The sequence below is a fragment of the Candidatus Cryosericum septentrionale genome, assembly GCF_003570995.1.
Taxonomy (GTDB): Bacteria; Caldisericota; Caldisericia; order Cryosericales; family Cryosericaceae; genus Cryosericum; species Cryosericum septentrionale.
The window spans coordinates 7,057-29,664 of the sequence record NZ_QXIY01000025.1 but is presented as its reverse complement, the minus strand read 5'-3'; the positions used below and the strand labels follow the sequence as shown (position 1 = coordinate 29,664).

Here is a 22,608-nt window from a genome sequence, read left to right as displayed (position 1 = left end):
CGATCCTTGAGATGCGCATGCGGTCCTTGGTGTCGCTCGAGGTCGAGAAGCTGACGAAAGAGGTTGAAGAGAACAAGACAGAGATAGAGAGGCTCTCTGCGATGCTGGCAGACCCCAACAGGATCCGTGTCTACATCCGAGATGAGCTTGTCGAGGTCGCCCGCAAATATGGAAACCCACGCCGCACTCAGATCTTGAAGGACGATGGCCGTGGAGAGGACGATGATGAGCAGTTCATCGAAGACAAAGAGGTCATGGTCGTCATTTCCAAGAACGGCTATGCGAAGATTATCCCGAGTTCGACGTTCAAGGTTCAGGGTCGCGGAGGACTGGGAGTTGCGAGCATGAATCTGAAGCGGGACGACTATATCAGCAAGTACTTCACCGTCCGCACGAAGCAGCGCATGTTGCTCTTCACCAACAAAGGACGCGTGTACTCGATTCCGGCATACCGTCTTCCTGAAGAGAAGCGGCAGGGTGGAGGGGAGAATCTATCGCTTCTCCTCGGTATGGGGGCGGACGAGCTCGTCACCGAAGCGACGGCGCTGCCTGCCGTACAGGAGGGCGTGTCATTCATCATCGTGACCCGTCGTGGGCGTATCAAGAAGATGGTCACATCGCAGTTTGTTACCATACGTAGTACAGGAAAGACGTTCATCAAGCTTGTTGAAGGGGACTCTGTGGTCGCTGTAAGACCCGTCAAGGACACCGAGGAGGTCCTCATCGCCTCCGATTCCGGCCGAGCTGTCCGCATCCGGTCGACGTCCGTGCGTGCCATGGGTGCATCTGCTCGTGGCGTGCGCGGAATGCGCCTTTCACGCGGAGGCAGGTTCGTGGTCGGCATGGAAGTGCTTCGGCCCGATGTGCCGTTCACGCTCATCACGGAACATGGCCACGGCAAGCGCTTGAACCCGTACGAGGTTCGCCTAGTTGGCCGAGGGTCCGGCGGTGTCATTTGCTATCGCGTCACCGAGAAGACCGGTCCATTGGCGGCATTTACGACGGGAACCATCGACCAGGATGTCGTCGTGTCCACGAGTACGGGCCAGACGATTCGTACCCCTGCCGAGACTCTCCCCCTGCTTGGAAGGGTCTCTTCGGGCGTGAAAGTGATCCGGCTGAAGTCCAAGGGCAGCGGCGTTATCGCTGCGGAAGCAATTATCAAGGAGGTCGCCCCAGCGGAGGCTGAAGATGAGGCTGAGCAGTAAGGAAACCAGTGCTCTGCGTGTTGTTCTTCTATCGGTCTTGAGCATCGCTGTGGCCACATGGGCCGTCTGGCTTCTGTGGAGTCTTCGTAGCATCGTGTCTCTGGGAATCGCCGCAGCATTCGCGGCGTTTCTCTTCTTGCCAATTGCACACTGGCTCAATCAGAAGACCCACCTTCCCATGGGTATCACGTGTGCCATTGTGGTTCTGGGAATCGTGGCCGCATTCGTTGGATTGGTAGCCGCCACTATTCCTCCTCTTGTGCGCGAAACGAGGTCGCTCGTGACATCTCTTCCTGATTACGCAAAGACGGTTCAGGGATACTTCTCCAGATTCTCGGCATGGCTGGATCGCTATCAGCTGGGGTCGGCGAAAGACACCATCACGGCTATTCTCGACGCAGTACAAAAAGCTGCGATCCAATTCGGACAGAACATCGTCACGGCATCGTCCAAGAGACTACTGAGTGTTGGCGCACTTCTCCCGTTTTTCGTGCTCATGTATTTTTTCATGAGCGGTTCTCATGGCTACTACGAGATGTCTCTGTCGCTCCCGTTTATCCACACACAGAAGGACCGAGCAGAGGTCGCGCTTGCGCAGATCGCTGCAAGCACCAGGAGGTATATCGAGGCGCTTGCCCTCATTGCGTTCGTCACTGCACTGTTCGTGGGCGGGGTCAGTGGGCTCTTCCGGATCAACTATGCTCTGACAATCGGCGTCGTGGATTTCGTCGGCGAGTTTATTCCATATGTAGGTCCATTCGTGGTTGCATTGCTGGGAGCGTTTTTTGCCGCCGTGACGGGTCCGGGGAAGCTCATCGCATGGATCATCATCTTCGGCGTCATCGAGGCTGGGACGAGTCAGATTCTCGCCCCACGACTCATATCCGAGAAGACTGGGCTCAGACCAGAGTTTATCATCCTGCTCCTCCTGGCGGGCGGCACGGTGGCTGGGTTCTTTGGGTTGTTGGTCGCAGTTCCTCTTGCGGTTTTCGCCCGTGAGATCATCAAGAGTGTCCAGTTGTTCCGGTCAACGTCTGAGGACGTCACAGAGAAGCCGGTTGACTGAAGACGCAATTCCGGTATAGTTAACTGGTTGTTTATCAACCCCTTTGGCAGCGGTTTGACGAAAGGAGGGGTGAATGATGGGAAACTATCGTGATCGGAACAAAGACAGGTCTGAACCTCAGGGCGAAGACGCTCAGCTGGAGAATATGCTGAGGCGCTACAAGCAGGATTGTATCCGTGATGGCCTCTTCGGCGAACTCAAGAAGCGTCGCTTCTTTATGGCGCCAAGCGAGAAACGCAAGCAGAAGTCCATTGCTGCGCGCAGGCGCAAGTAGGGCTGTTCTTCCTGAAGATGAGAGTACGGGGCGCGTGAGCGCCCCTTTTTCATTCTCTAGAACCCCTGACACAGGAACCCCCCATCGACAGGGATGGATGTCCCATTCACGTATCCGGCGACGGGAGACAGAAGGAACATGATGAGGTTGGCGATATCCTCAGGACTGCCCGGTCTGCCAAGCGGAACTGCGTCAAGAAACCGTAGACGCTCGGCATCGAACTCCTGCCCGAAAAAGTCCTCTGTCATGGGTGTCCGGATGAGACCGGGGATGATGCAGTTCGAGCGTATTCCCAGAGAGCCGGCCTCGACTGCGATGGACTCGGAGATGCTCTCCAGTGCACGTTTCGAACTGTCATAGCTTGCCGAGGGCATATGATGGGGATGCCTATGAGCGTCGATCGAGGATACGAACACGAAGCTTGCTGAGGAGGAGGCCCTGGATAGCGCAGCCTGCGCAAACTCGAAGGCGGCAAAGACATTGACGTCGAATGTCTCCCGGAATTCGCTGGAGCGAGCTTCAGAGAAGGCATCGGTTCGCAGTTGTGCCGGAAGGAACACGAAACCGTCAAGCTCGGTGGACCCGCGAAGAGCAACCCTGCATTGATTGCGGTCCGATTCCTTGCGCAGATCTCCGGGGACGATGCCAATGAGTGCACCAGGAGACAAGGTGCGCGCAAGAGCGTTCAAACGTTCGGGGCGCCCTCCCACAAGCAGGAGGCGAGCATGCTCCTGGTCAAGCGAGGTCGTGAGTGCCAAACCGATGCCAGCTGTGCTGCCTGCGATGGCAATCGTTCTTCCTGCCAGAGCAAGGTCCATTGGCTACTGGATCGGTATCATGCACAGAAAGACAAGGTCATCGGTGCCTTCGTTGACGAAACTGTGAATCGCCTCTGGCTCGATATAGATGGCGTGGTCTGGGCCGACATGACGAGTTTCACCTTCGCAGAAAGCAGTACAGGTTCCCTTGATGACAAAAATCTCGTGTTCCCAGGGGTGAGCGTGGCGCGGCGTAGACCCACCCGGTTTGACGACGAAGTACCGCATCGCAAACGTGGGGACTCCGTCCGAGCGGTTGAGCATCCAGCGTATCGTAGTGCCACGGGCTCCGGCTTCGGTGACGGAAATCTCCTCGACGTCTTGAACTGCCTTGACAATCATGATGACCTCCGGTTGGACTAGGTAGGGTGCATTATACTACAATTGTAGGGGAAAGGCTCTTCTCAGGACGCTCACGCTTGCATTTTCCAAGCGAGCAGGTATTATTTGTTTGAACTAGTCGATACATTCCAATCGTCAACCAAGAGGTCGAGATGTATAAAAATCAATCCTTAGATGGGTTTTTGACCGAACTCTCATCGCGCAATCCGACTCCCGGCGGAGGTAGTGCTGCTGGGCTTGCCGCGGCGATGGGGGCAGCTTTAGTCGAAATGGTCGCCAATGTCGTAGGTGTGCGTGATGAGTCAGAAAAGAGCCGTCTGGCACTATTTGTCGAGGGCTGCGAAGCGTCGCGGGCGGAGTTTGTTGCGATGATGGACCAGGACAGCGCGGCATTTGAGGGCTACATGGCTGCCATGAAATTGCCCAAGACGACCGATGACGAGAAACTTGTGCGACGGGCGGCCATGCAGGATGCACTCAAGGGTTCGACGAGAGCTCCTCTCTCGCTGGCCGTCCGTGTGTGCGATTTTGCCGAGCTTCTCGTCGCAACGTTTCGTGATGCGCCAAAGGATATTGCATCCGACCTGTATGTCGGCGCCGCCATGCTCGAGGCTGCCTATGCCGGAGGCATTGCCAACGTTTACGTCAATCTTGCATATCTGCGAGATCCTGTCTTCAAAGATGAGACACGTGTGACAGTTCAGCAGTGTCAGACGCGTATTGCTGTGTTGGGCTCGTTCAAGGATTCTATCGGGCGCTTGCTGGCTATTGAGTGACCACTTGACAAAAGAAGGCAGAGGATCATGAACTTCACTGAACAAGAGTTGCTGGAAAAGACGTCCCGGGAATTGTACGAGATTGCGAAAGTGCTGCATGTTCGGAACTATACACGGCTCAAGAAGCCGGACCTCATCGAGGAGCTGTTGAAATTTGGGGGTAAGGATGCTAACGATCAGGAGGGGCCTGCCATGAGCTCCATGAGACCCTACGACAACCATGACAAGCCTGAGGTAGTGACTGAGCACCTCGACATCGAGCAGGAACGTGTACCGGAGCACGTCGTTTCCGGGGCTGTTGTCTCGAGTTCGTCTGAGCGCCAAGGCGGAGAGGTTCCGCGAACGGGCGGGGAGGAGTTCACTGCCTCGGGCCTGTGTGAAATCCTCGCCGAGGGATATGGGTTCATGCGTTCCAACTACTTCCCTTCCTCGTCGGACGTCTATATCTCGCCCCCTATGATCCGGCGGTTCGGTCTGCGGACCGGTGACTGGCTCGAAGGTATCGTCCATCTGCCGCGTGGAGACAAGGAGAAGTATTCCTCGCTAATGCGCCTCCGCAGCATCAATGGCATTGGCATCGAAGGGCACGTGCTCGCCCGACCGCAATTTGAGTCACTCACACCGATCTTTCCCAACAAGCATCTCAAGCTGGAAACGCCCAATTGCAGCATGGCGGTGCGCCTCCTTGAGCTCGTTGCCCCAATCGGCAAGGGTCAGCGCGGCCTGATCGTGTCGCCACCGAAGGCGGGGAAGACGACCATTCTCAAGGCCATTGCGCAGAGCATCGAGTACAATCACCCCGAGGTCACGCTGATGGTGCTCCTTATCGATGAGCGACCCGAGGAAGTCACGGACATGAAGCAGTCGATTCGGAGCGAGGTGATCAGTTCGACGTTCGACCAGCCTCCTGAGAACCATATTCGAGTCGTCGAGCTGGCTCTGGAGCGTGCAAAGCGCCTGGTCGAGGTCAAGAAGGATGTCGTCATCCTCATGGATGGCATCACACGGCTCACGCGTGCTTACAACCTCATCAGTTCCTCGTCTGGGAAGACCCTGTCGGGCGGTCTCGATCCAACTGCAATTCGTGGCCCCAAGAGAGTTATCGGAGCCGCGCGGAACATGGTCGAGGGTGGCAGTCTTACGATCATCGCAACAGCGCTCATCGAGACGGGCAGCCGCTTGGACCAGGTCATCTATGAAGAATTCAAGGGCACAGGCAACATGGAACTGGTTCTGGACCGCGAGCTGGCTGAGCGTCGCATTTTCCCCGCTATCGACGTTCGGAAGTCCGGCACAAGGCGCGAAGAATTGCTGTACACGCCCGAGGAGTATCGCAAGATCTGGGCTCTCAGACAGTTCATCGGCAACGAGGATCCGACGGAGAGTCTTGAGAAACTCATCGCCATGCTTCAGAGAACTGCCAACAATCGGGAGTTCCTGGCCAACATCGTGGCGCAGGACAGCGCTGGACGCTAGGTATCATGGATAGTCTCTCCGGCAGGATCGAGGTCGTTGCCGGCTGTATGTTCTCGGGGAAATCCGAGGAGCTCATTCGACGCCTCAAGAGGGCTCAGATTGCGAGGCAAAAGGTCATCGCCCTTAAATCGTCTCTGGATGACCGCTATGGGCTTGAGATGATCACGTCCCATTCGGGTATTCGCCTTGAATCAGCCATAGTGGCATCTTCTGCTGACGTGGTGAGGATTGTCGAGGAGAGGCAAGTGGAAGTCGTTGGCATCGACGAGGTACAGTTCTTCGATCCCGGGATTGTCGAGGTCGCAGAGTATCTTGCGGGCAAGGGCCTTCGCGTCATCCTCGCCGGACTCGACCAGGACTTTCGTGGTGAGCCGTTTGGACCTATGCCTGAACTGCTTTCGCTTGCGGAAGAAGTGACGAAGCTGACAGCTGTGTGCATGGTATGTGGCAGGCCGGCGACGCGTACTCAGCGCATCGTCAATGGACGTCCAGCGCGATACGACGACCCGGTGGTGATGGTAGGTGCAGCCGAGAGTTACGAAGCACGCTGTCGTGAGCACCATGTGGTTCCAGGTCGGCCAGAGCGTGTACTGGAAAAGGAGCGCCTCATTTGAGGTACGAAGTGACCCGATGAGCCTGGAAACAGAACAATTGGCACGTAGAATTCATGAGATCGACGAGCGAGTTGCCAACCTGCGCTACGATGTCGATCAGAAGGAAATCCAGAAACTCACTCTGGAGCGACGTACGATGGATTCTCTGTTCGAGCTGCTTAGTCACGAAGAATCTCTGAGGACTCAGTTTGCTGACAATGATGCACTTCTCGCAGAGGGAACGGATTCCGAGTTCGCTGCCATGATTGAAGAGGACAAACTCCGACTTCGACGGGAACTGGATGCTGTCCACGCTCAGATCGAGGAAGAACGTATTCCCAAAGACCTGGATGACGACAAGAATATCATCGTTGAGATCCGGGGAGGTGTTGGTGGCGACGAAGCGGCGTTGTTTGCCGCTGATCTGTTTCGCATGTACTCGTACTTCGCAGGACAGCATGGCCTCAAGATAGAGGTCATCTCGAGTCACCCAACCGAGATCGGGGGGTTTAAGGAAGTTGTCTTCTCGGTGCTTGGGGTAGGAAGTTATAAGCTCTTCAAGTTCGAGAGTGGCGTCCACCGCGTCCAGCGTGTCCCTGAGACGGAGGCTTCTGGACGCATTCACACGTCCACTGCTACCGTGGCGGTGCTGCCTGAAGCTGAAGATGTCGACGTGCATATCGACGACGACGACATCAAGCTTGAACTGTTTCATGCGTCCGGACATGGAGGGCAGAACGTTCAGAAGGTAGAGACGGCTGTTCGCATGACGCACATTCCAACAGGCATCACTGCGTCATGCCAGGATGAGAGGTCTCAGCTGAAGAACAAGGAGAAGGCTCTCAAGGTGCTGCGATCCCGCGTCTATGAGCTCATGAAGGAGAAGGCCGACAGCGAGATGATCGATGAGCGCAGGGCTCAGATCGGCAGTGGTATGCGCAATATGCGTATTCGTACCTACAACTTCCCTCAAGGTCGTCTGACTGACCACCGGATTGGTCTGTCCCTGTACAACCTGCCTCTCATCATGGAGGGAAACCTCGATCCAGTAGTCGACGCTCTCCACCGGGCTTCCCGGGAGAGAACGCTTGAGACGCCCATTCTGCAGGGCAACGACGACGATTGATTCTGCGAGAAGTAATTGCACATGCTGAGCAGCGTGCACAGCTCTCGTCGCAAAAACACGGTGAGTTGCAGTATGTTGTTGCGGCAAGCAGAGGATGGAGCCGTTCAGATCTGCTCATTCGGCTGGATCTACCTGCTGATGCCGACATACAGGTATTTGTGGAGCATGCTGCCCAACAACTGGCCGATGGATACCCTGCGGAGTACCTCACCGGCTATGCTGCTTTCTGTGACATTGTCGTACGAGTGCGGGAGGGCGTTCTCGTGCCTCGCCCGGAGACGGAAAGCCTGGTGCAGATGGCTGGGGACTTCATTATTGAGCAGGATCGTCCCCGCGCCATCGCATTGGACCTTTGCTCCGGTTCGGGGGCTGTCGCTCTGGCACTGGCCGCCAGACTGCCACAGGTAGCGGTTGTGGGACTGGAGCTCGACCCTATCTCTGTTTCGTGTTCCCGCGAATCCGCCCTGGACGTGGGTCTGTCAGAGCGGGTCAGGTTCGTCCAAGGCAACGTGCTGGCAGCGTGGGGTCTTGCCCTCGCCGATTTCTCCAGTCGCACCGATGTCATTGTCAGTAATCCTCCTTATGTGCGTGAGCAACGTCTGTTCCCGGCGTACGCGTCTTCGCCCATAGAACCGGTCCGGGCACTCTATGGCGGCACGTCAGGCATGGTTTTCTACAAACGGATCATTGCACAAGCTTGTGACTGGTTACGACCCGGCGGACTGCTGCTGCTGGAGATTGACGATGGATTGGAACAGGGTATACTCAACCTGTTTGAGCGGTATGGACTGCAGGGCGGACGCTGGTCGCCTGACCTCAGAGGGCTGCCGCGCTACGCGGAGGCACGTCGAGCAGAATGAACACGTTCAATTATATCTTGCGTGATCTTGCGGTTTTTGCCGTTGCATACCTCGTCGGTTCTGTGCCGTTCAGCTACATCTTCGCCAAAATGATCAAGGGTGTGGACATCACGAAGGTGGGCAGCAGGAACATGGGAGCTACAAATGTGTTGCGCACCGCAGGTCCTCTTCCTGCTGCGTTTGCTTTTGCTGGCGACTTTCTGAAGGCAGTACTCCTTCTGCTCGTGCTGATAAGGTTCTTTCCGGCCATATCGCGGGAAACACTGCTTGTGGCGGCTGTTGTCGTGGTTCTGGGTCACGATTTCTCCGTTCTTGCTGGGTTCAAGGGAGGAAAGGGTGTTGCTACGACATTCGGAGTTGTGTTTGTGCTGAGCTGGCCCGTCGCTCTCGTGGAGTCGGGCATCTGGCTTGTCGTGATGGCACTCCGCAATACTGTTTCTCTCGCATCAGTGGCTGTGTTTGCCACTCTTCCAGTTGCAGCGCTTCTTCTGAGACAGCCGCCGAAACTTGTTCTGATTTATACCCTGCTTGCTGTGCTCGGCATCGTTCGGCATGCCGCGAACATCCGTCGGTTGAGGGCTGGCGAAGAGCCCAAGCTCGAATGGTCCTATTTTCGGAGGCGGTAGATATCTCTGCCTGAGAGTGTCCTATTGGACACCTGTTCAGACGCCGATTTTCTGCGGCTGTCCGAGCGTATTGCTTCGGGGGCCGTCGCAGTGTTCCCGACGGACACCGTCTATGGCATTGGTTGCAGCGCGGCGTGCGCGTCTTCGGTTACCAGGATATTCGCAGTAAAGCATCGCGATGCCGCCAAGCCGTTGCCTGTTTTTGTACCCGATATCGCTCGAGTCCTGCCGTGGGTCGAGCCTGCGGCACGTGTCATGGCCCAGCGTCTTGCCAGCGTATTCTGGCCTGGGGCGCTTACCATCGTCGTCGACGTTGCGGGGAGTGGTCTCCACACACAGCCCCTGCCCCACCCAGAAGCATCCAGCATCGGTTTCCGGGTGCCCCGCCATACTGGACTCCTTCGCTTGCTTGCTGGCGGCATCCTGATGGCGCAGACAAGTCTGAATGAGAGCGGTGAGAGTGTCATTGAGAGTCTGGACGGGCCCGGAGCCGCCGGGTTGCTGGAGCGAGCGGACCTGGTCCTGGAAAGTCGACGGCGGCCAGAAGGCCGGCCATCGACGGTTGTCAGATTGACAGCGGGGTCGTGGTCCATCCTGCGCGAGGGCAGTATCTCTTGTGCTGACGTGACTGCGGCGCTCGTGGGAGGGGTTCCGTGAGACGTGACATTGCTATAGACGGGCCTTCTGGATCCGGTAAGACATCGGTGGGACTGGGTGTGGCCGCTGAGCTCGGTCTCATGCTCGTCGACTCTGGGCTGTTGTACAGGGTGTTCACCGCTGCATATGCCGAGCAGTTTCCATCTGACCGTTGTCTGCGAAGTGATCGCCTGTTGGATATCCTCGAGCGTTGTATAAGCTACGAGCCCGGCGGTACGGTTCTGTTTGGCGGGCGCGTTCTTCAGTTGTCCCTCCACGACCCGAGAGTAGACAGCCTCGTGTCGCCTGTCAGTGCGGTGCCACAGGTGCGGGCAGCAGTGAACAGGGAGTTGCGACGCATCGCCTTGCTCCAGGATGTTGTCATGGTTGGCCGGGACATAGGAACGACAGTTCTTCCCAAGGCTCTTCTGAAGGTGTTCATTACTGCGGACCCGGATGTTCGCGCCAGGCGGCGAGTCGCCCAGCTTGAGCGTCAGGGTAGGCCGGTCGACTACGGAGCCGTGCTGACCAACATTAAGGAACGTGATGCGATAGACTCGTGCCGAGAAGACTCGCCTCTTCGATGCACAGAGGAGCACGTCAAGCTGGACAACTCTGCTGACGGCTCCGATGGAGTCGTGCAGGCGATCCTGGCCGAGTACCGCAGGAGGCTTGAGCATGCTGTATGAGCTGGTTGTCCCGATAGGCAGGCTCTGGTTCAGGACCTTCTTTAAACTCCACGTCATTGGGCTTGAGAATGTACCGAGGCACGGACCAGGACTTATCTGCGGCAACCACTGCAGCTATCTGGATCCCATGCTTGCCGCCTTCGCGCTTCCGCGCAAGGTCTACAGCCTGTCACGCAAGGAGATCTACCAGCAGCCGCTGCTGAGGCCATTCATACGCCGTCTGGGTGGCGTGCGTATCGACAGGGAGTCTCTGGCCGACAAGCGTGCCCTCCAGACAGTGCTGGCAATCATGGACCACGGCGACCTGTGCATGATCTACCCCGAAGGAACGCGGTCACCAGACGGATGTCTGCAGAACCCTCACAACGGGGCGGCTTTTCTGGCAGTAAAGTCGGGAGCACCGGTGGTCCCCATGGCCATCATCGGCTCATACGAGTGCTGGCCGAGGCAGAGGAGAGTCCCTAGAACCGGTCGCATTACCGTGCGGATAGGTCAGTCGGTCACGTATCATCTCCCGCCGGAACGCGAGAGTCGCAGAGAAGACCTGATGGCAATCAGCATGGACATCATGGGCCGCATTCGGACGCTGCAGGAACAGGGGCATGCCTGATATGCGCGTTGTGCTGGCACGCGAGCTGGGCTACTGTTCGGGCATTCGGCGAGCAATTGACGCTGCTGAGACGGCCTTGCGCTCGGAAGGAACGGTTGCGGCGACAGATACGCTCCTTCACAACGCTGGTGAGATGAACCGGCTTGGTTCCATAGGGCTGCGATCTGTGGAACTGCTGAGCGACGAGGAGCTGGGTGCTGCGACGGTCCTCCTGCCTGCTCACGGTTCGACGTTGTCGGAGCACCTTGGAAGGATTGCCAGCGCGCGAGCCGTGTGGGATCTGACCTGCCCCATCGTGAACCGGGCCCACGACGCCGTAAGCCGGTTTGCAGATGCTGGCGTTCCCATCGTTGTCGTCGGAGACAAAGAGCATCGAGAGACGCGGTATCTCATGGAGGCTGCTGGCAGTCAGCTGCTCAGGGTTGTGACTTCGGAGCAGGACCTGGACACTCTTGAGATATCAGTTTCACGTGTGGGGGTCGTCTACCAGACGACACAGTCTCGCGAGTTCAGACAGTTGGTCCTGGCATGGTTTCGACGGAGAGGAATCGAGGTTGCCGAAGAGATGACGCTGTGTCCAGAGGTATTGCGAAGGCAGGACGGTGCTGTCGCTCTGGCCCGGCGTTGCACGGCCATGCTGGTCCTGGGAGATAGTTCCAGTGCCAATACCAGAAGACTGGTGGCGGTAGCTGTCTCCGCATGTCCGAGGACGTATCTCATAGGGGACGCGGCCGTGTTGCCCGAGGTGGGGCTGAACTGTGTGGACATCGTGGGAGTCGTAAGCGGCACGTCTTGCCCCCAGACAACAATCGACGAAGTCGTGGCGGGGCTGAGGCAAGTGTGTCCCGATGTTCGCGTGGAGGTGGACGCATGGCCCGAGTCTGTGTTGTAGGTGCGGGTGCCTGGGGGACTGCAATAGCCAATCTGGCTGCGGTTAAGGCGACCGTGGTCCTCTGGGTACACGGAGAAGACACACTCATGACGCTGCGCGATGTCCGAGAGAATACTCTCTATCTCCCTGGCGTACGGTTGCGGGACAACGTTGAGCCGACCGACGATCTCCTGGGTGCCTGGCGTTCAGCTGATGCCATCATTCTGGCGGTACCCACACAGAGACTGCGGGCGATGTTTCGCAAGCTGGCTCCCGAGTTACGCCGACCGAGTGTTCCCTTGCTGAATCTCAGCAAGGGGCTGGAGCTGGAAACACATCTGCGGATGTCCCAACTACTCTGTGAGGATCTGGAACTCAGTGATTATGATCACTATGCTGCTCTATCCGGACCCAATTTCGCTCCCGAGATTGCTCGAAACCTGCCGGCGGACACCGTCATCGCCAGCCGGGGACCAGGTATGCGCCGCCACTTTCAGGAGCTCCTCTCAGGCGGTTCGCTCAGGGCATACACAAGTGCGGACCTGGTGGGAGTGGAGCTGGGTGGGGCGCTCAAGAACGTGTACGCTGTCGCGGCAGGCTTGTCGGATGGACTGGGATTTGGCGACAGCTCGAAAGCATCCTTGATTGTCCGCAGCCTTCATGAGCTGGTCAAGGTCGCGACGGCGCTTGGGGCAGACCCCGCTACGATTAACGGACTTGCTGGAGCAGGGGATCTGGTTGCAACCAGCTTCAGCAGGCTGAGCCGCAACCGCATGGCGGGTGAAGCGATTGGCAGGGGGACGCCTGCTTCTGAGCTTCAAACCGGCCAGCGTACTGTCATTGAGGGACTCCCAACCCTCGAGGCTCTTGCAAAAATCGCTGAACTGAGTAGCATTGATTTGCCTATCGTCCACCAGCTGCACGGGATCGTCGCCGGAAGCGTCACGCCTCTGGTTGGTCTCCAGCGCCTGATGAGCCGGGAAACGAAAAGCGAGTTCTAGTAGACGAGTTCGAAAAGGTGGTCAGGTGACAAAGTCGGATCTGGTGGCAGCGGTTGCAGCGAAGATGGGTTGTTCCAGAGTGGTTGTGGAAAACGTGCTGTACCAGGCTTTGAGCACTTCCAGCAAGGAGTTGCGGGCAGGTCGTAAGGTTACCCTGACCGGTTTTGGGGCTTTCTGTGTGTCAATGAGAAAGGCTCGCTCGGGTGTGAACCCGAAAACGCGTGAAGCGGTGAACGTGCCGGAGAAGCGTGTTGTGACCTTTCGGGCCAGCGGAAAGCTGAAGAAGCTGGTTGAGAACAAATAGTCGGGGCGTGGCGTAGTTTGGCTAGCGCACCAGCATGGGGTGCTGGGGGTCACAAGTTCGAATCTTGTCGCCCCGACCACTATTTGTCGGGATGTGGCTCAGCTTGGTAGAGCGCTTGGTTCGGGACTAAGAGGTCGTGGGTTCGAATCCCACCATCCCGACCAGCAATTATCCAAACCGGAGGGGTACGAATATGATCGAGGAGTTCATTCAGAGCTTGCAGCAGGCTGAGGTCGAGGCGAAAGGCGTCATCAAGGTTGCAAGAGAGAGAGTTCAGACTATCCAGGGTGATGCCGAGTCTTCTCTCGCCGAGGTCAGAGCCTCCGCAGAATTGTCGCTGCAGCGGCGACTCGACGCAATTGACCGGGAAACGGACCAGCAGATGAGACTTGCCGAGGATCAGCTTCGCCGAGATCTCAAAGAGCAGCTTGAAGGTCTTGAGCGCCGGGCGCAGGATCATAGAAGCGTGGTTCTGGATTTGCTTCTGTCACGACTCACCGCTCGCTAGAATGGCGATCGACAGAGTACAAGAGTTCGCTCTTGCCTTTCCGCACAACAGGGAAGATGGGGTTCTGTCTTGCTTGTACGGCGCGGGAATGGTACACCTGACTTCTTATACCCCATCAGATGATTCTCAAATTGATACAACTGCCCCGTCTTCCTTGGATGTCTGTCGTCTGGAGAGGGAACAGTCGTTGAGTCATGTCGCCGAGGAGTTGGAGCTTGCCAGTGCGACGCTCTCGTTCTTCGCCGAAGTAGACCCCGTGACCAAGGGACTCGTTCAGAGTTTCTTCCCGGACGAAGTGTATGTCAGTGTCGCCGACATGAGAACAACCGCTTCGATGGCTTCGAGCAATGGCTATGCAGACATGATGCGCAGCGTGCTTGCACTGAAAGTCCAACTGGCGGAACAGCGTCATCGCGTTGACCAGCTTGAGCAGGAAAGGGCGACAATGCTGCCGTGGTCGTCACTGCCAGTGGATTTCGGCGAGGTTTCCCGATGGCAGCGGATTACGCTCATTGCAGGTACCATATCGTCGTTGGATATGGCGCGAGCTCTCAGGCGTCTCTTGGACCATAGCACTTCCGTCGCAGTTGATACGGCTTCTGAGACGAAGAACAAGAGTAACGTGGTCGTTGCGTGCCTGCGTACCCAGACCGATGACGTTCGCGCGGTGCTGGTGTCGGAGGGTTTTGTCGAACAGGACTTGTCGCATACCAATGGTACCGTGGCGACTCTGATCGGCCGTATGACGGAAGAGCTTCGTGCGGTTCATCAGAAGATCGCGGCACTCCAGCTTGAGGTTGCCTCATTCATCGCTCGCAAACAGGAGATAGTTGTGTATCGCGAGTATCTCAAGAATGAACGGACACGTCTGGAGGCTTCGCACGATATCACTCGGACCGAGCGCTGCAGCGTGGCCACCGGCTATATTCGAGAAGTCGAGGTGGATTCTCTGCAGAAGCTGTGCGCAGGTTTCGGCGGCATCGTCTGCATGACGGGGGATTCCACTGGGGGAGACAGTACTCCCGTTTCCATCACCAACAACAGATGGATCAAGCCCATGGAGATCCTGATCAACATGTTTGGATTTCCAGTCTACTCGACATTCGACCCGACAGTCTTTCTGGCCATTCCGTTTCTCCTTTTCTTTGCCCTCTGTTTGGGGGACGTTCTGTACGGGGCCATCCAGATAGGGATCTGCCTCTATTTCATGCGCAAGTACCGACAGTCGACGGGCGTCCATAACTTCATGATGGTATTCCTCTACGGCGGTGCTGCTGCAATGGTTGCAGGTGCGCTCACCGGCAGCTGGGGAGGAGACCTTATCTCAGAGACGTACTTGGGGAAGGGAAACGCGCTCGCGAGGTTCGTTGCGTCACTCAGGATCATTGATCCTCTTCAGTCCGCGTTCCAGTTCCTGGTGGTCGTCTGGATTATCGGCGCGTTGAACCAGTTTTATGGAGTTGGTCTGGCTATCTACAAGGCGGCGCGGAGACACGATTATGCCTCCATCATCTATGATTGTGTCGGCTGGCTGCTGTTTCTCCCGGCCATCTCAGCGCTGCTGTTCATAGGGACCAAGTGGGGCGCTGCATTCAGGTCGGGATACCTCATCGCTTTGGCGACAGGGCTTGTGCTCCTTCTTCTTGGGGGAGCGCGACAGGGTAAGGGTGTGGGCAAGGTGCTGACGGCTCTCGTGAACCTGTACGGTATCCAGAGCTCCTATGGCGCTGGTTCGTTCCTGGGCGATGTGCTCTCATACTCGCGCCTGCTGGCATTGGGACTGACCACCTCGATGCTTGGCTCGGCCTTCAACATGATTGGGTCTCTTGTGAAGGTCCCTGTGCTCGGTCTGATTGTGGGTGGCGCAGTGCTTCTGTTTGGACATCTGCTGAACTACTTCATGGGTGCCATGGGTGCGTTCATCCATTCTGCGCGTCTTATTCTGCTCGAGTTCTTTGGACGGTTCTATGAGGGCGGAGCACCTCGGTTCCATCGTTTTGGATTCTCGTCGGAAGTTGTCAAGATTGTCGACACATCGAGTGTTCGGGGAAAATAGGAGGTACATCATGAATATGGAAGCGTTGTGGTCAATTCTCGTCGGAGCTCTCGTAACGACGCTCAGTGCTGTTGGGGCGGCGTTCGCCTTCAAGCTCTCGAACACGCCGATGGCGTCGCTGAGTTCGCTCTGGGTTTTCATGGGAGCAGTTTTTGTCATCACTCTCGGTACTCTTGGGTCTGCCATAGGGATTCGTATCAGTGGATCTCAGGCGGCTGGAGTACTCTCCGAGAAGCCGGAGCTTTTTGGAAAAATGTTTGTCATGATGGCTCTTCCGGGCACACAAGGATTCTATAGCTTCGTGTGCGGAATTATGATGATTGTGCTATCTGGAGTTCTCAACAAGGGAACGGTCATCTCCAACGCGAAAGGTCTTGCGTTTATGACGGTCGGAATCGGTGTCGGCCTTGTCGAGTGGTTGTCCGCCATTGCCCAGGGGCAAGCCTCGGCTGCGGCGGAGAGTCTGACTGGGCGCCAGCCCAGCAGCTCGGGTCAGGCAATCCTCATACCTGCTCTCGTTGAGACCTATGCCATCATAGCTCTGGTTTCCGGCATTCTGCTCGTCAACTGGATCTCTCAGGCAGCCTTCTAGGACGTTTTGCACATGGGAACCGAGGAACTCAGAGCTGCGGTTCTCCAGGAGGCGACTGCAGAGGCGATCGCCCTCATCGAGGCCGCCACTGTTCAGACTTCACAACTTGTCGATAGTCAGAGGCGACAGCTGGAGGAAGATGCCACCGCGCGGGTGGCGGAGCATCGCGCTATCCGGGATCGGGAGATCGCGACGAAAGCCGCTGCGCTGAAGATCGAGTTGAGAAACGCCATCCTCAAGCGCAAGCAGGAACTGCTTGAAGGACTCTACCAGGAGGTCGAACAGAACGTCAGGGACGATGATGCCCTCTATCGTTCGTATCTCGAGCGAGCGGTGGCCCAGATCGGACAGGAGACGCCGCTCTCCATCGAGTGCCGAAGTCAGGACAAGTCCATTATCACGGCATTGTTGCCCAAACGTGAGGATTGGACGGGTGTACGTATCGATGCGGTGCTCGCCGACAGCAATGGAGGCTTCATTGTCCACTTTGCCGAGGCGGAGCTTGACTTGACCCTGTCGGCGGCGTCCATCGGCCTACGAGAGGTCACGCTCGTTGAGGCCGCACAAGTGCTGTTTGGCGACAAGAGATGATCGCTCCGTTCATCCCGCATCAGGCCGATTCGAGCGACTACGCGTACGCCTCTGGCTCGTTTTCTGTCAGGCGAGGGCTGCTCCTTCCGGTTCAGGAGCTTCGGCGTGCATCACAGACAGGCATGGCCGAGTCTCTGCTGGCAGCTCTCAATCGCGGTGTCTACGCGCCCATCGGGAGCGACATGTCCGCAGGCGAAGTTCTGGCCAGGGTCGAGAGCACGTGGCAGGCTTTTTTGGCACAAGCGGCCGGTGATTTGCCAGAGAGCTTTCTTCCATACCTGCTTGCAACCCTCGATGAGAAAGAATACGCCAAGGCCGGTCTGGCCGAAGCTCTTCTTGGTGGGGATGCCGGGGTACTCACCGATGAAACAAGCGGTGAGTACGCAGCGTACTGTGTGCGTATCCAGACGTGGGGAAGTTCCCCCGAGCTGCTAGCCGAATCGGTTTTTGGGGTTGCGCTCTCAGAGGGGCTGAAAGCAGCGCAGGCGGGAGCTTCGGCTTCCGACGCCCAAACGGTATTCGACTTCTCCTTCGAAGCGACCCTGGAGGGTCTGGCAAGGACCTATGGACATCCTGCTGTCATGGCATACATAGATGGGCTGCTGAAGCTCATGCTGGCCGGACATGCACTGAAAATGAAGCTTCGCAGCGCATCCGGCGTTGGAGCCCCTCTCGAGAGGTTGTTGCCGTTCCTCAAGCCGGAGATACGAGTGTTGCTCGCTCTGATTGTCGAGCGCATCCAGGGCGTACCGTGGGACACGTTCCAGCCGGCGGATCTCGTTCCAGAAGCTTCGGCATACGTACTCGCCGTCGGGCGGCGATACACTGCTCAGGAGCGGATGCAGATGCTTGAGGATGCCCTGGAGTCATGGCTTGTCGGACGCCCGGAAGCAACGGGATTTGAACCATATGGAGTTGCAGTCGTGTTTGCCTATCTGATGGACTTCAGGCGAGAAGTCTGGTCACTGCGGCGGCTTCTGAAAGCGGCAGCATCCACGGAGCTGCGTGTTGATGGATCCGGAGGGGCATTGTGAGCAAGGCGGCGGTTGTGACGACGCGCGACTCCGTCGGGGCGTTCGAAGCGTTGGGTCTTGTGGGCACTGTGGTCGAGGACGGTCTTCAGGCATCCCAGGCTGTTCAGTCGATTGTTCGTTCGGGGGGATTTGGGCTGGTCCTGCTGACGTCCGACGTGGCCGATGTGTGGTCTGGGTCGGCGGCGGCGCGCAGACTGGTGGTGCCCGTCGTGCTGGTAGTCCCAGTGACCTCATCAGCTTCAGGTGCAGCGACTGTTGCCGTGAGACATCTCATAGAGAATGCGGTAGGCATTGACCTAATTGGAAAAATGATGGAGGAGAAAAGTCATGACACACGGTGAGATCGTCAAGGTTGCCGGACCGCTCGTTGTCGCCAAGGCGCTGACGAACCCGCAGATGTATGAACTGGTGCGCGTCGGCGATGCGAAGCTCTTTGGTGAGATTATCGAGCTTCGAGGCGAGATGGCGAGCATTCAGGTTTATGAAGAGACAAGCGGTGTCGGGCCGGGCGAACCTGTTATCCAGACAGGGAGCCTTCTTACTGTCGAACTCGGGCCGGGCCTCATCACTTCGATTTATGATGGAATCCAGCGGCCACTCGATGCTATCCGTGCGCAGTATGGCGACTTCATTCCCCGTGGTGTGGCTCTTCCTGCACTGCCTCGCGACCGGAAGTGGCACTTTGTTCCATGCGTGAAGGTAGATGACGTCGTCGTCGAAGGAGACATTATCGGATCGGTCCAGGAGACCAGGGCTGTCCTGCACCAGATCATGGTTCCCAAGGGCCTAGCGGGTCGGATCGCCTCGATAGCAGAGAACGATTTCACTGTCGAGGAACCCGTCGCAGTCCTGCGAACCGAGTCGGGCGAAGAGCAATCCATGACCATGATCCAGCGGTGGCCAGTCCGTAATGGCAGGCCCTATACGCGGCGCATGGCACCGGATGCTCCGCTGGTGACCGGGCAGCGCATCATTGACAGCCTGTTCCCTGTTGCCAAAGGCGGGACGGCTTGTGTTCCCGGACCTTTCGGCAGCGGCAAGACCGTTATCCAACATCAGCTGGCAAAGTGGGCGAATGCCGACATCATTGTCTATGTCGGCTGTGGCGAGCGTGGGAACGAGATGACGGACGTCTTGCAGGAATTCCCGCAGCTCAAGGACCCGAGGACCGGTGAGGTTCTGATGAATCGTACGGTCCTCATCGCCAACACTTCCAACATGCCAGTCGCAGCTCGCGAGGCTTCGGTTTTCACTGGCATCACGATAGCCGAGTACTTCCGTGACATGGGCTACAGCGTCGCTCTGATGGCGGACTCCACGTCGCGGTGGGCAGAAGCCATGCGTGAGATTTCGGGACGGCTGGAAGAAATGCCTGGTGAAGAGGGCTATCCGGCTTACCTTGCATCAAGGGTGGCAGCGTTCTACGAACGCGCCGGGAGATCCCTGAGCCTTGGCAGCCAACCAAGAGAAGGCAGTCTGAGCGTCATCGGGGCCGTGTCTCCTCCTGGTGGCGATTTTTCCGAACCGGTCGTTCAGGCTACCCTCAGGGCAGTCAGGGTGTTCTGGGCACTCGACTCCCGTCTTGCATACGCGCGGCATTTCCCGGCGATTGACTGGCTTCAGTCCTACTCGCTCTACAGCAACCTCCTCGAGCGTTTCTACGACAAGGAACTCGGCGAGCGTTGGAGTCAGGATATCCGCGAGGCTCGAGCTCTGCTTCAGAAAGAAGCGGAGCTGCAGGAACTTGTTCGTCTCGTTGGTGTCGACGCGCTGTCTGTAGCGGACCGCCTGGTACTGGAATCGGCGAAGTCCATACGTGAGGACTTCCTGCAGCAGGGAGCTTTCACCGAGGGCGACAGCTACACTTCTCTCCGCAAGCAGTTGCGAATGCTTGACGTCATCATGTTGTGGAGCCATCTGGCGGGCAAGGCTGCATCGGGGGGCGTGCCGCTCGGCGCTGTTCTCGCGATGCCGGTCAGAATCGAGATCGCTCGCTCAAAGAGCATTCCCGAGGCGAACCTTGCTGCATTCGACACGCTTGAGAACTCGATAGGGAAGGGTTTTGAGGCTCTGTCAGAAATGGACACGACTGCACGGGAGGAGTACCATGAATAGGGATTACCGAACAGTCCGCGAAATCGTGGGGCCACTTGTACTTCTGGATGGGGCTCAGGATGTCAAATACGGTGAACTCGTCGAACTGCGCACGATCTCGGGGCTCAGGCACGGGCAGGTGCTTGAGGTCTCCAGTGGCACTGTCCTGGTTCAGGTCTTCGAGGGTGCGTCGGGAATGGATCGCGGTCAGACAGTGACTCGATTCCTTGGACACGGGTTGCAGTTCGGGGTCTCGCGCGACATCGTGGGCCGGGTGTTCAACGGACTCGGAGCACCGATCGATGGAGTTGCTCCGATTCTCCCTGAGAAAGTGCTGGACATCAACGGCGATCCCATGAATCCGTATGCGCGCGACTATCCCGACGAGTTCATACAGACTGGCATTTCTGCAATCGACGGGCTCAATACTCTTGTCCGGGGTCAGAAGCTGCCGATCTTTTCGGGCAGCGGTCTTCCTCACGCCGAGATCGCCGCGCAGATTGCCAGGCAGGCTCGGGTGCTTTCCGGAACTGACGAGTTCGCCGTCGTTTTTGGCGCGATGGGCATCACATTCGAGGAAGCCGACTATTTTATATCGGATTTTCGCAAGAGTGGTGCAATCAACCAGTCGGTTCTGTTCATGAACCTAGCAAATGACCCGGTCATCGAGCGCATAGCGACTCCTCGTTTTGCACTGTCCGCTGCCGAATATCTGGCTTTCGAACTCGGAATGCACGTTCTGGTCATCCTTTCCGATATGACCAATTACTGTGAAGCTCTGCGCGAGATCTCTGCAGCGCGGAAAGAGGTGCCGGGCAGGCGCGGCTATCCGGGATACCTCTATACGGATCTGGCCACAATCTATGAGCGAGCCGGCCGCATCAAGGGCAAGAAGGGGTCGATCACTCAGCTGCCAATCCTGACCATGCCCGAAGACGACAAGACGCATCCCATTCCGGACCTCACAGGCTATATTACCGAGGGACAGATCTTCCTGAGCAGGTCACTGCATCAGGCAGGCATCTACCCGCCAATCGATGTGCTTCCATCGCTTTCCCGGCTGAAGGACAAGGGTATCGGCAAGGGCAAGACGCGCGAGGATCACTCTGGCCTTCTCAACGAGTTGTTCGCCGCCTATGCCCGAGGACGCGATGCCAAGGAGCTTGCAATTGTCCTCGGCGAGTCGGCGCTCACAGAGACGGATCGGACCTTCGTGAAATTCTCGGATGAGTTTGAACGTCGTTTTGTCCGGCAAGGGCGCGACGAGGATCGGTCGATCGAACAGACTTTGTCCATCGGGTGGGAGCTTCTCTCGATACTGCCGCTGCAGGAACTGAAGCGTGTCTCGCCAGCCATGATAGAGAAGTATATGCCAAAGCGTACGGCATAGGCGAGCGATGATCCTCAAGGTCAACCCGACCAGGATGGAGCTTCTGCGGCTGCAGAAGCGTATTGTTCTTGCTCGGCGGGGTCACAAACTTCTCAAGGACAAGCTCGAGGGTCTTATGAAGACGTTCATCAGGCTTGCAGAGGAGTATGGTGACTATCGGGCGCACGTTGACCACGAACTGCCGGACGCACTGGCTGCGTTCAAGGGTCAAACCGCTACGTACCCGGCGGTCGTCGTGGAGCTTCTCTCGCGAACAGTCTCTACTCGTCTCGACATCGAAGCGGGAACCAAGACCGTCATGAATGTAGCCTTGCCTACGCTGTCCTTCTCGATCTCGGAGTTCGAGTCTCCGTCATTCGCCGGGTTGGAGGGAGCCGGGGTAGAAGCTTCCCTTCTGAGGTTGTACGAGTTGATGCCGTCCATCGTGAAGCTAGCTCAGATTGAGGCAAGCATACGTCTGATGGCGGAGGAAATTCAGCGAACCCGGCGGCGGGTGAATGCCCTCGAGTATGTCATGATCCCCAACCTTGAGGAGACGATTCGGTTCATTATGTCGAAACTGGACGAGAATGAACGGGCAAACACCACGAGGCTTCTGAAAATCAAGGAGATGATTCGGTCTCATTGAGGACACGTCAACGGATGTTCGAGGCGGTCTTGTCATGTCGACAAGCGTATCTCGGGAAGTCCATAGAGGTTCTGGACAAGGTCGTCCGATTGCCGAACGACCGCGTTGCTCATCGGGACGTCGTAACATATGCGGGCGGAGCCGTCTGTGTCGTGGCATTGACCGCCGACAATCGCGTCGTGCTTGTGCGCCAATACAGACCAGCACCCGAGATGGTCATGCTTGAGATCCCAGCTGGGCGCCATGACGTGCGAGAACGCTTCCTTACCGCCGCACGCCGGGAACTCCGTGAGGAGACCGGGTATATTGCGAGCTCCTGGAAGAAGTGCATCGAATTCTGGCCCAGCCCCGGCTTCGTCGATGAACGGCTGACGCTGTACATTGCGAAGGGTCTTCGACATGGTCCTACCAAGATGGATTCCGACGAATTCATCAGACC

The 22,608-nt window shown here is 57.3% G+C and carries 26 protein-coding genes, 2 tRNA genes and 1 pseudogene; 27 read left to right on the top strand and 2 right to left on the bottom strand.

From position 1 onward, the window contains the following. The 3 genes from SMC1_RS05960 to rpsU all read left to right on the top strand — a co-directional run. A partial coding sequence (locus SMC1_RS05960) for a DNA gyrase C-terminal beta-propeller domain-containing protein (protein WP_243626500.1) occupies window positions 1-1,208 on the top strand: 1,208 nt, incomplete at its 5' end. Continuing rightward, complete coding sequence (locus SMC1_RS05955) at window positions 1,192-2,274, top strand: AI-2E family transporter (RefSeq protein WP_119085865.1); 1,083 nt, start codon at window positions 1,192-1,194, stop codon at window positions 2,272-2,274. The genes SMC1_RS05960 and SMC1_RS05955, both read left to right, overlap by 17 nt. A 73-nt stretch (window positions 2,275-2,347) precedes the next feature. After that, window positions 2,348-2,548: a 30S ribosomal protein S21 gene (gene rpsU, locus SMC1_RS05950; protein WP_207799326.1), complete on the top strand. Its 201-nt coding sequence runs from the start codon at window positions 2,348-2,350 to the stop codon at window positions 2,546-2,548. Between the two features lie 56 nt (window positions 2,549-2,604). On the opposite strand, the gene SMC1_RS05945 is transcribed toward rpsU, so the two are convergent. Both SMC1_RS05945 and SMC1_RS05940 read right to left on the bottom strand, forming a co-directional pair. Beyond that, window positions 2,605-3,366, bottom strand: coding sequence for an SDR family NAD(P)-dependent oxidoreductase (locus SMC1_RS05945; RefSeq protein ID WP_119085864.1), 762 nt, complete (start codon window positions 3,364-3,366; stop codon window positions 2,605-2,607). A gap of 3 nt (window positions 3,367-3,369) precedes the next feature. Further along, entirely contained in the window at window positions 3,370-3,708 is a 339-nt protein-coding gene (locus SMC1_RS05940) for a cupin domain-containing protein (protein WP_119085863.1), read from the bottom strand. Between the two features lie 152 nt (window positions 3,709-3,860). On the opposite strand from SMC1_RS05940, the gene SMC1_RS05935 reads away from it, so the two are divergent. From SMC1_RS05935 to SMC1_RS10605, 24 genes and pseudogenes are all read left to right on the top strand, one after another. Beyond that, on the top strand, window positions 3,861-4,484 hold the full coding sequence (locus SMC1_RS05935; RefSeq protein ID WP_119085862.1) for a cyclodeaminase/cyclohydrolase family protein: 624 nt from the start codon (window positions 3,861-3,863) through the stop codon (window positions 4,482-4,484). 27 nt (window positions 4,485-4,511) lie between these two features. Next, window positions 4,512-5,960: a transcription termination factor Rho gene (gene rho, locus SMC1_RS05930; RefSeq protein ID WP_119085861.1), complete on the top strand. Its 1,449-nt coding sequence runs from the start codon at window positions 4,512-4,514 to the stop codon at window positions 5,958-5,960. A 5-nt stretch (window positions 5,961-5,965) separates the two neighbouring features. Continuing rightward, complete coding sequence (locus SMC1_RS05925; RefSeq protein ID WP_119085860.1) at window positions 5,966-6,574, top strand: thymidine kinase; 609 nt, start codon at window positions 5,966-5,968, stop codon at window positions 6,572-6,574. Window positions 6,575-6,590: 16 nt separating this feature from the next. Beyond that, window positions 6,591-7,679 (top strand): peptide chain release factor 1, encoded by a 1,089-nt coding sequence (prfA, locus tag SMC1_RS05920; protein ID WP_119085859.1) that lies wholly within the window; start codon window positions 6,591-6,593, stop codon window positions 7,677-7,679. Further along, window positions 7,676-8,539 carry a N5-glutamine methyltransferase family protein gene (locus SMC1_RS05915; protein ID WP_119085858.1) on the top strand — a complete coding sequence of 288 codons (864 nt, stop codon included), beginning with the start codon at window positions 7,676-7,678 and terminating at the stop codon, window positions 8,537-8,539. The genes prfA and SMC1_RS05915 overlap by 4 nt, the downstream gene beginning before the upstream one ends. After that, on the top strand, window positions 8,536-9,165 hold the full coding sequence (gene plsY / locus SMC1_RS05910; protein WP_119085857.1) for a glycerol-3-phosphate 1-O-acyltransferase PlsY: 630 nt from the start codon (window positions 8,536-8,538) through the stop codon (window positions 9,163-9,165). Before SMC1_RS05915 ends, plsY begins: the two co-directional genes overlap by 4 nt. 24 nt (window positions 9,166-9,189) lie before the next feature. Further along, entirely contained in the window at window positions 9,190-9,822 is a 633-nt protein-coding gene (locus SMC1_RS05905; protein ID WP_165849263.1) for an L-threonylcarbamoyladenylate synthase, read from the top strand. After that, entirely contained in the window at window positions 9,819-10,490 is a 672-nt protein-coding gene (gene cmk / locus SMC1_RS05900; protein ID WP_119085855.1) for a (d)CMP kinase, read from the top strand. The genes SMC1_RS05905 and cmk overlap by 4 nt, the downstream gene beginning before the upstream one ends. Further along, window positions 10,480-11,100 (top strand): lysophospholipid acyltransferase family protein, encoded by a 621-nt coding sequence (locus tag SMC1_RS05895; protein ID WP_165849262.1) that lies wholly within the window; start codon window positions 10,480-10,482, stop codon window positions 11,098-11,100. Before cmk ends, SMC1_RS05895 begins: the two co-directional genes overlap by 11 nt. Further along, the gene (locus SMC1_RS05890; protein ID WP_119085853.1) at window positions 11,093-11,992 is read left to right on the top strand and encodes a hypothetical protein; all 900 of its coding nucleotides are present in this window, start codon (window positions 11,093-11,095) and stop codon (window positions 11,990-11,992) included. Before SMC1_RS05895 ends, SMC1_RS05890 begins: the two co-directional genes overlap by 8 nt. Beyond that, window positions 11,971-12,972 (top strand): NAD(P)H-dependent glycerol-3-phosphate dehydrogenase, encoded by a 1,002-nt coding sequence (locus SMC1_RS05885; protein ID WP_119085852.1) that lies wholly within the window; start codon window positions 11,971-11,973, stop codon window positions 12,970-12,972. The genes SMC1_RS05890 and SMC1_RS05885 overlap by 22 nt, the downstream gene beginning before the upstream one ends. Window positions 12,973-12,985: 13 nt before the next feature. Next, a pseudogene (locus SMC1_RS05880) lies at window positions 12,986-13,276 on the top strand (HU family DNA-binding protein); the annotation flags it as partial. A gap of 1 nt (window position 13,277) precedes the next feature. Further along, window positions 13,278-13,355: transfer RNA gene (locus tag SMC1_RS05875), tRNA-Pro, on the top strand. A gap of 8 nt (window positions 13,356-13,363) precedes the next feature. Next, window positions 13,364-13,440 (top strand) — tRNA-Pro (locus SMC1_RS05870). A 29-nt stretch (window positions 13,441-13,469) separates the two neighbouring features. Beyond that, on the top strand, window positions 13,470-13,784 hold the full coding sequence (locus SMC1_RS05865; protein WP_119085850.1) for a hypothetical protein: 315 nt from the start codon (window positions 13,470-13,472) through the stop codon (window positions 13,782-13,784). A gap of 187 nt (window positions 13,785-13,971) precedes the next feature. Then, entirely contained in the window at window positions 13,972-15,840 is a 1,869-nt protein-coding gene (locus SMC1_RS05860) for a V-type ATP synthase subunit I (protein ID WP_119085849.1), read from the top strand. A 10-nt stretch (window positions 15,841-15,850) separates the two neighbouring features. After that, window positions 15,851-16,432: a hypothetical protein gene (locus SMC1_RS05855; RefSeq protein WP_207799325.1), complete on the top strand. Its 582-nt coding sequence runs from the start codon at window positions 15,851-15,853 to the stop codon at window positions 16,430-16,432. 12 nt (window positions 16,433-16,444) lie between these two features. Beyond that, complete coding sequence (locus SMC1_RS05850; protein WP_119085848.1) at window positions 16,445-17,023, top strand: hypothetical protein; 579 nt, start codon at window positions 16,445-16,447, stop codon at window positions 17,021-17,023. After that, window positions 17,020-18,057, top strand: a complete 1,038-nt coding sequence (locus tag SMC1_RS05845) for a hypothetical protein (RefSeq protein WP_119085847.1) — start codon at window positions 17,020-17,022, stop codon at window positions 18,055-18,057. Before SMC1_RS05850 ends, SMC1_RS05845 begins: the two co-directional genes overlap by 4 nt. Then, entirely contained in the window at window positions 18,054-18,398 is a 345-nt protein-coding gene (locus SMC1_RS05840) for a V-type ATP synthase subunit F (protein ID WP_165849260.1), read from the top strand. Before SMC1_RS05845 ends, SMC1_RS05840 begins: the two co-directional genes overlap by 4 nt. Then, window positions 18,385-20,172, top strand: coding sequence for a V-type ATP synthase subunit A (locus SMC1_RS05835; protein ID WP_119085845.1), 1,788 nt, complete (start codon window positions 18,385-18,387; stop codon window positions 20,170-20,172). The genes SMC1_RS05840 and SMC1_RS05835 overlap by 14 nt, the downstream gene beginning before the upstream one ends. After that, window positions 20,165-21,541 carry a V-type ATP synthase subunit B gene (locus SMC1_RS05830; RefSeq protein ID WP_119085844.1) on the top strand — a complete coding sequence of 459 codons (1,377 nt, stop codon included), beginning with the start codon at window positions 20,165-20,167 and terminating at the stop codon, window positions 21,539-21,541. Before SMC1_RS05835 ends, SMC1_RS05830 begins: the two co-directional genes overlap by 8 nt. A 7-nt stretch (window positions 21,542-21,548) precedes the next feature. Next, window positions 21,549-22,169 carry a V-type ATP synthase subunit D gene (locus SMC1_RS05825; RefSeq protein ID WP_119085843.1) on the top strand — a complete coding sequence of 207 codons (621 nt, stop codon included), beginning with the start codon at window positions 21,549-21,551 and terminating at the stop codon, window positions 22,167-22,169. Between the two features lie 29 nt (window positions 22,170-22,198). Next, the coding region (locus SMC1_RS10605; protein ID WP_207799324.1) for an NUDIX hydrolase at window positions 22,199-22,608 on the top strand (410 nt) is incomplete at its 3' end.